This window comes from Humidesulfovibrio sp. (assembly GCF_035560995.1).
Classification (GTDB): Bacteria; Desulfobacterota; Desulfovibrionia; order Desulfovibrionales; family Desulfovibrionaceae; genus Humidesulfovibrio.
Genome location: NZ_DATMYK010000328.1, coordinates 1 through 7,535, shown reverse-complemented (window position 1 = coordinate 7,535; position 7,535 = coordinate 1). Strand labels below are relative to the sequence as shown.

At 63.7% G+C, this 7,535-nt stretch carries 7 protein-coding genes; 4 read left to right on the top strand and 3 right to left on the bottom strand.

What is annotated here, in order from left to right; genetic code table 11:
• A partial coding sequence (locus tag VN419_RS13165; RefSeq protein WP_414652934.1) for a GumC family protein occupies positions 1-964 on the bottom strand: 964 nt, incomplete at its 3' end.
• A gap of 527 nt (positions 965-1,491) precedes the next feature.
• On the opposite strand from VN419_RS13165, the gene VN419_RS13160 reads away from it, so the two are divergent.
• Positions 1,492-3,825, top strand: a complete 2,334-nt coding sequence (locus VN419_RS13160) for a bifunctional diguanylate cyclase/phosphodiesterase (RefSeq protein WP_325647676.1) — start codon at positions 1,492-1,494, stop codon at positions 3,823-3,825.
• A gap of 32 nt (positions 3,826-3,857) precedes the next feature.
• Here the strand turns inward: VN419_RS13160 and VN419_RS13155 are convergent, their stop codons facing one another.
• Entirely contained in the window at positions 3,858-4,004 is a 147-nt protein-coding gene (locus VN419_RS13155; protein ID WP_325647675.1) for a lmo0937 family membrane protein, read from the bottom strand.
• Positions 4,005-4,265: 261 nt separating this feature from the next.
• Between VN419_RS13155 and VN419_RS13150 the strand changes: the two genes are divergently transcribed.
• Positions 4,266-4,988 (top strand): Crp/Fnr family transcriptional regulator, encoded by a 723-nt coding sequence (locus tag VN419_RS13150; protein ID WP_325647674.1) that lies wholly within the window; start codon positions 4,266-4,268, stop codon positions 4,986-4,988.
• A gap of 803 nt (positions 4,989-5,791) precedes the next feature.
• Here the strand turns inward: VN419_RS13150 and VN419_RS13145 are convergent.
• Entirely contained in the window at positions 5,792-6,085 is a 294-nt protein-coding gene (locus VN419_RS13145) for a hypothetical protein (RefSeq protein ID WP_325647673.1), read from the bottom strand.
• Positions 6,086-6,379: 294 nt separating this feature from the next.
• Between VN419_RS13145 and VN419_RS13140 the strand changes: the two genes are divergently transcribed.
• Both VN419_RS13140 and VN419_RS13135 read left to right on the top strand, forming a co-directional pair.
• Positions 6,380-6,760 carry an OsmC family protein gene (locus VN419_RS13140; RefSeq protein ID WP_325647672.1) on the top strand — a complete coding sequence of 127 codons (381 nt, stop codon included), beginning with the start codon at positions 6,380-6,382 and terminating at the stop codon, positions 6,758-6,760.
• A 212-nt stretch (positions 6,761-6,972) separates the two neighbouring features.
• Positions 6,973-7,535: NAD(P)-binding protein (locus VN419_RS13135; RefSeq protein WP_325647671.1), on the top strand; the 563-nt coding region annotated here is incomplete at its 3' end.

Genomic DNA, 7,535 nt, shown 5'->3' with positions numbered 1-7,535 from the left:
GGGCCTGAGCGTACACCTTGACGTCCTGCGGGCCGTCCGTCGATTGTCCCTGGGCCTGGAGCTGGCGCTTCACCTTGACGACGTCCGGGTGCTGCTCGCTCAATGAGCCGCGCAGGGTCATGTAGGTCCGGCGCAGGCGCTCGTGCTCCTCCTTGGGCGAAAGGTAGCGCGCCCCGTCCGGTCCGATGGCTCCGCTGTAGGGGTCTATGGTGGCCAGCTGCCCGTCCAGATACGCCTTTCTGCTTTGCAGCGAGCGCGTCTGCTCCTCCAGCGTCGCCCGGTCGCGCTCCATCTTGTCCAGGGTGGCCAGGTTCAGCTGCTGCAGCTCCGGCAGCTCCGTCAGGTGCGCTTCCTTGAACGCGGAGAGCTGCTCCTCCTGGATCACGATGTCCTTGCGCAGATCCTCCAGCTGGGTGTTCAGGAAGTCCACGGCGGAGTTGGCGGTCTCCTCGCGGGTCTTCAGGTTGGCCTCCAGAAACAGGGAGGCCAGCTCGCTGGCGACGGCGGCGGCCTTCTTGGGGTCGCGGTCATCAAAGGAAATTTCAAACGCGATGGTGGCGGGCATGGTCTTGCCGGAGCCCGCGCTGGCGACATCCGCCTGCACCGGCTCGAGCATGATGCTCTTGCGCATCTTCTCCACCAGCTCTTCATCGGTGAACTTGTCCGTGTAATCGGCGTACAGGCTCATCTTGCCGATCAAATTCATCAGGTTCACGCGGCCCAGGACTATCTGGGACAAGGACTGCAGACGCTGCTCGACATAGCCGGAAACTGTGGTTTGTATCACGTCCCTGGAGATGTTCTGCGTCTCGATGAGGATGGTGGCTGATGCTCGATAGATTGATGGCAAAAGGACCGCCAGCAGGATTGAACAGATGATGATGCCAGCCGCGGGCACGATCATCTGCATCTTGCGGCGTTTTGCGACCTCTATGTAGGTCTTGAGATCGACTTGCTTCTGCATGGTTACCCCTCTCGCTCACGATATCTTCACGCTGTGCAGCGTTGCCGCCCATGCCAATCGCACCACAGGCCGGGCCCGTGCCGTCTTTGCATTCTTCAGGTCCTGGCCGTTTTCGACCCTCTGGTTTCCCGCAAACGCCAAGCGCCATGGAATGGATCGGGCGACGAGGGGAGCGGGGGTTTCGGACACTGGCAGCGCGCGCATTCACTGTCTGTACGGTTACGCACGTATGCCGGGGCGGCTCCCGCCTGAGTGTGTCCTGCCGCACACCGTAAATGAGCCAAGCGGCGAGGCCTGTCGGTACGCTAGCGCACACACGCGCCTCATTTAGGGCTCACGCCCGTGCGCGGTCTTTCGGGCCATGTGCGATACCGTACAGACGCGATATGCCTGGAGCCATATGCTCCAAGATGTTGAAGAACCCGTTCCCGCCTGCTTGGACGGCCCTGGCCCGCGTGCGCGCGTTCCAATCATTTCTTGAGCGGGCTGCGCCAGTCCGTTGCCAACCTGAAGAGTGGGAGGTCTCCGTGGTGCAGGAATGTGTGGGCGAGCCTTCTCCGCAGCGCCAGCCCGGCGGCCGCCAGATTCTCGAACTCTCTCCGTTCTGCCGCGGCCCGGAAACAGACGCCGCGCTGCGGTCGTCTTCCCGAAACCCCTTGGGCGCCCCCGACGACCATTCGTCCACCTCCACCATGGTGACGCGGCTGGCCCTGATGCTGGCCCTCATCGTTGGTCTGGCCCCGGTGCTTTCCTATCTGACCTATTCGCACACGCGGATAGCGAGCCAGCTGGAGAGCAGCCTTAAAATCCAGGCCCTGGCCCTGGGAGACTTCATCACCGCCCAGCCCGGGACCTGGGACGTGGCCCCCGACCGGCTGCTGGGCAGCATGGACCGCTACCTGCCCCGCGGGGACGGCTTCACCGTGCTGGACGGCCAGGGCCGCAGCGTACTCCGCATAGATTCCACCCTCCGGGGACCGTTCATCGCCCGCAGCCGCACCATTTATGCCCTGGGCCAGGCGCGGGGCAGCATCGAGGGGCGGGTGTCCGTCTTCAACGAACTGCTGCTCGGCTTGGTGGTCTTCGGCACCAGCCTGGTCTGCGTGTGGCTGCTCTGGGGGCCCATCCGCGGCCTGCCACTGGCGGCCCTGGCCGTTGCGGACAGGAATCTCAAGGCCCGCGACCGCTACCAGCGCGCCCTGCTGAACAACTTTCCCTTCCTGGTCTGGCTCAAGGACGTGGACAGCCGGTACCTTGCCGTGAACACGAAGTTCCTGGAAGTCATCGGGCACCCGTCTGAGGACACGCTCATCGGCAAGGCCGATGCGGACATCGCGCATCCGAAGTGGGCGAGCATTTTGCGCAACGAGGGCCAGGACGGGGCGCTGGACTCCCAGCCCCGGCGCATGGAGGAATGGACGGAGGTGAACGGCCAGCGGCGCTGCTTCGAGATCTACAAGTCCCTGGTCTCGCTGGATGACCATGTGGTCGGCACCGTGGGCTATGCCCAGGACATCACCCCGCGCAAGCAGGACGAGGAGGAACTGGTCTTCCGCGCCCTGCACGACCCGCTCACCGGGCTGGCCAACCGCTCGCTGTGCATGGACCGCATCACCCAGGCCAATGAGCGCGCCCTGCACCGCAACGGCCCGGGTTTCGCAGTGATCTTCATGGATCTTGACCGGTTCAAAGCAGTGAACGACAGCCTGGGCCACGAGGCCGGAGACGAACTGCTGCGCGAGGTGGGTACGCGGCTGGCGGCCTGTGCGCGCCGCATGGACACAGTGTGCCGCTACGGGGGCGACGAGTTCACCCTGGTGCTTGAAGGCATGAGCCCAAGGCAGACCATGCGCACCATCAAGCGCATCCGCGAGAGCCTGAACGAGCCGGTGCTGATAGGCGCCCACGAGATGCGGCTCAAGGCCAGCTACGGGGTCATCTACGCCCCGGTGGAAGGCAGCAGCCCGGAAGATCTGCTGCGCAACGCCAACATCGCCCTGCACCAGGCTAAACATCGCGGCAGGAACCGGGTGGTGGTCTTCAAGGCCAGCATGCATGAAACGGCCATCCAGATGATGAGCCTGCAGGGCGAGATGCGCCAGGGGTTGGCGGCCGGCGAGTTCTTCATGGTCTATCAGACCGTGTTCAGCCTGGAGGACAACAGCATCACCGGCTTTGAGGCCCTGATGCGTTGGAGGCACCCCCAGCGAGGTTTGGTGCCACCCTCGGAATTCATCGCCCTGGCCGAAGAGTCGGGCTTCATCTTCGAGCTTGGACATTTCGCCCTGGCCCATGCCTGCAAGGATATGGCGGCGCTCTTGCGCACCATGCCCGAGGCCAAGAATTTGAGCATGTCGGTGAACCTTTCGCCCAGGCAGTTTTCGCGCCAGGGCCTCACGGACCAGATACGCCACGCCCTGGAGGACAACTGCCTGCAGCCGTCGGCCTTGATGCTTGAGATCACCGAGTCCTCGATGATGCGCTACCCCACGGCTTCGGCGCACATTCTGGCGCGTCTCAAGGCCAAGGGCGTCGGCATCGCCATCGACGACTTCGGCACCGGCTATTCATCCATGAGCGCGCTCCAGCGCCTGCCGCTGGACCGCTTGAAGATAGACATGAGCTTTGTGGAGGGGATGACCGAGAGCATCGGCGGCCGCGAGATCGTCCGGGCCATCATCACCCTGGCCCACAGCCTGCACCTGCAAACCGTGGCCGAGGGCATCGAGACCGAAGCGCAGCAGCTGCTGCTGAGGGAGCTTGGCTGCGATCTGGGCCAGGGCTATCTGTGCTCGCAGCCCATGGAGATGGCCGACCTGCCCGCGGCCATCCGCAAGGGGACCCGCGCCAAGGTGGCGTGAGTGAGGCGCTCTCGGCCCCGGAAGGCGGCTGGTTACAGCCTGCGGCCCTGTATCACGCGCACGAGTATCACGATGACGGCCACAACCAGCAGAACATGGATGAAGCCCCCCATGGTGTAGGAAGTGACAAGGCCAAGGGCCCACAGGATGAGGAAGACGACGGCGATGATTTCGAGCATGGCGTTTCTCCGTTTGGCGGCCAGGTAAGAGGGGGCGGAGGCTTGAGGAGAAAGCATAGGCCTGCGCCGGGCGCTGGTCTGTGCGATAGTGCACGTATCCCCTCCACCGCTAGGCATTCTTTGGATTCGTACCAATGCTAAATAAGAAATGCTGAAGGCTTGTGCAAATACGCATGGCAAGGTACCAAGTGGCCATAATATCAGTGGAGCGAAACAATCCCGAGCAAGCCTTCTCCCCCAATCCAGCGAAGGTCGTCGGCTATGTTCAATGCATACGAGTTGCAGCAGAACCACTTGCTGGCGGCCCTGCCTGTAGCGGCCCACAGACGCATGGCCCCTCATCTCGCGCTTGTGCCCATGCCGCTTGGCATGGTGGTGTGCGAATCCGGCGCGGCCACTCGGCATGTCTATTTCCCCACGGACTGCATCGTGTCGCTCCAGTACATGATGGAGAGCGGCGCCTCCTCTGAGATCTCGGTGGTGGGCAACGACGGCCTCATCGGCGTCGCCCTGTTCATGGGCGGGGCGAGCACCTCCAGCCGGGCCGTGGTAAAGAGCGCCGGGCTGGCCTACAAGCTGGCGGCGCAGGCGTTCCGCGCAGAGTTCAACCGCTACGCAGAGCTGATGCACCTGTCCCTGCGCTACACCCAGTCTCTCATCACCCAGATGGCACAGACCTCGGTGTGCAACCGCCACCACTCCATCGACCAGCAGTTCTGCCGCGGGCTTCTGCTCTCGCTCGATCGCCTGCCGGGCAACCAGCTGGTCATGACCCACGAGTCCATCGCCAACCTGCTCGGCGTGCGCCGCGAGGGCATCAGCGAAGCGGCCGCGAAATTGCAGAAGCTTGGGGTTATCGAGTACAGCCGGGGGCGCATCACCGTGCTTGACCGGCCCCGGCTGGAGTCGCTGTGCTGCGAGTGCTACGCCGTGGTGAAGCGGGAGGCTGATCGCCTGTTGCGTTCCGCCCTCGGCCAGGACTGACGAAGCCGTGCCAGGTATTGGCTCCCTTTGTGCTGTCAGGATGACAACGACAGAGCGGAAAGCCCCCGCGGCCCATGTGGCCAATTGTGTGCCGCCCTGCCTGCCGTACGTGCATCTGGAGCGGATTCTCAGATGCTGTGAACAGCAGGACCTGGAATTCGGGCAAGTGTTCTGCAAGGCGGACCGGTCCATCTAACACGCACCTAGCAAAGCCAGCTCGCAACGTGTGGCCCTCTGGGTCCGGTCGAGCAGTTCCTGCCCGCTTTGCGGGTGGGCAAGAAACCCCTGACAGGATTCAAGCTCTTGTCTTGCCGTGTGGAACGGGCACGACATTCGATTGGCAGTCCTGAAATACGAAGGACGGCCATATGTGCTGGGGACGGGCTGGCGTGGGTTGTCTCTACTGACCGGGGGGCAAGCCGATGAGGGGCCGCAAGGCTCCTCGTTCATCTGGGACGTTGTAGGAGCTTTGGCTGTCGAATACTCGCTTTTTCCCCCGCTTCCCTGGTTCCGAGCGAAAATGTCGCTTTCCCTCGCCGCCTTCCAGTGCGCGCACTGTGGTGCGCACTCTTTCTGCCCTGATCTATTCGCGAAGCCACCACTCAACTGAAGAAGCGGCGCAATGGATCGGAACGGGAGGAAGGGCGTGGACATGGGAACGATCAGATGACCGAATCGCTGCACTCGCAAGCGCGGCACTCCTCGGAGGAATCCTCGCGTTTGGCATGAAAAAGGGCACTGTGGACCGGTCTTTCATCGGTGGGTTTGGCACGTTGGCATCCACCGTTGCGAGAGTCACCGGTTCATCGGGTTTCTGCTGCGCACCGGGCTGAGGGCACTTGCGCCAGGCGCATCGTGTTCGCCAGGATCGGGAAGAAGACGGCGCAAGAGGCAAGGTCTAGGATCACGCTTTGCGCTGTGAACCCGTTTTTGACGCCGCGTTGCGCGATGTTCTGGAGCAGCGTCAGCGCCTGATCCGGCCTGTTTCTTGTCAATCTGTCGAGCGGCTCCGCGACAAGCAGCGAACTTGGCGTGATTTCACCGCTGCCCTGCAGCGTTTCCGCCAGGTGTAAGCTGTGGGTCTGGGTGAACCGCATGGCAGCTTCGTGCTGCCGACGTTCGCCGCCGCCCCAGACTTGGCTTTGGGATGACAGTCGGATATAAATGTATGGTTGAGCCGCCGGGGAAGTGGATGGAGCGTCGTTTTTATGAGAACGCCTTGCGGCTTCGCATTTTCATGATGCCGGGAGTTTTTTCTGGAGGGCAGGGCGTGCCTGCGTCGCCAAAAGCGATAGTAGCCAGAAAATGCGGGCATCCCTTGGCCCCGCAAGGGTGGGCGGGAGGATGATGTTTTGGGTTATGCACCCTCTAAGCAGTTCGGAGAGAATTAGATGATCACCAGCACCAGCCAGCCCGAGAAATATCTGGCGCGTTTCACCGACGGCACCCACGAGGCCTTGGCCGACACCGCCCCGGAATACGGCGGCGCGTTCGCCGGGTTCAAGCCCGTTGACCTGCTTGAAGCGGCCCTGGCCAACTGCATCACCATGGTGGTGCGCATCGCGGCTGACAAGCGCAACATCCCGCTCACCGGCATCAGCGTGCGGGTGGGACTGAACCGCGAGAACAAGGATGAGAGCGTGTTCGAGTACGCCATCGACATGCAGGGCGACCTGACCGACGAGCAGCGCGCCACGCTTCTGCGCGCGGCCTCCGGCTGCCCGGTCAAGAAGATCCTCAGCGGCGCCGTGTCGTTCAAGGACGTGGGCTAGGGCAGTCTCCAGCCACCTTTCCGGGGTTTCCCTCCACAGGCCTCCCCCGCGCCACCGCGTCCGTAATGCCCCGCCCCGAGGCGTTCCCGGCTGGCCAGGGACAGCCGGGAACGCCTCGGCACCGGGATTCCAAAGGGCGCATGCCCTTTGGCGGGGTCCAAGGGGCAGAGCCCCTTGCTTTTCTCTTTCCCAACCTCGCACCAAGGATACCTATGCTCCGCCTCACCGATCTCCGCCTGCCCTTGCCTGAGGGCCCGGCCCATACAGAGGCCGAACTGCGCACGGCCGCGGCCCAGCGCCTGGGCCTGAACCCCGCCGACATCACCTCTCTGCGCCTGGCGCGCCGCTCGCTCGATGCGCGCAAAAAGAACGCCGCCGTGTTTTTGTACAGCCTGGACGTGTCCTGCGCGGACGAGGCCAGCGTGCTGGCCAAGGCTGGCCTTGGCGTCAGCCTTTCGGACGAGCGGGCGTACCGCTTCCCGGTGACGGCCCCGGCGGGCCTCGGCGCGCGTCCCGTTGTGGTGGGGGCCGGCCCCTGCGGACTGCTGGCGGCGCTTGCGCTGGCGCGGGCGGGTTTTGCGCCGCTGCTTTTGGAGCGCGGCCAGGGCATCGAGGAGCGCGCCAAGACTGTGGACGCTTTTTGGCGCGGCGAGGGGCTGGTGGCGGAATCCAACGTGCAGTTTGGCGAGGGCGGGGCGGGCGCGTTCTCGGACGGCAAGCTGACCACGCAGATCAAGGAGCGTCGGGGCCGCTGCCGCAAGGTGCTGAATGAACT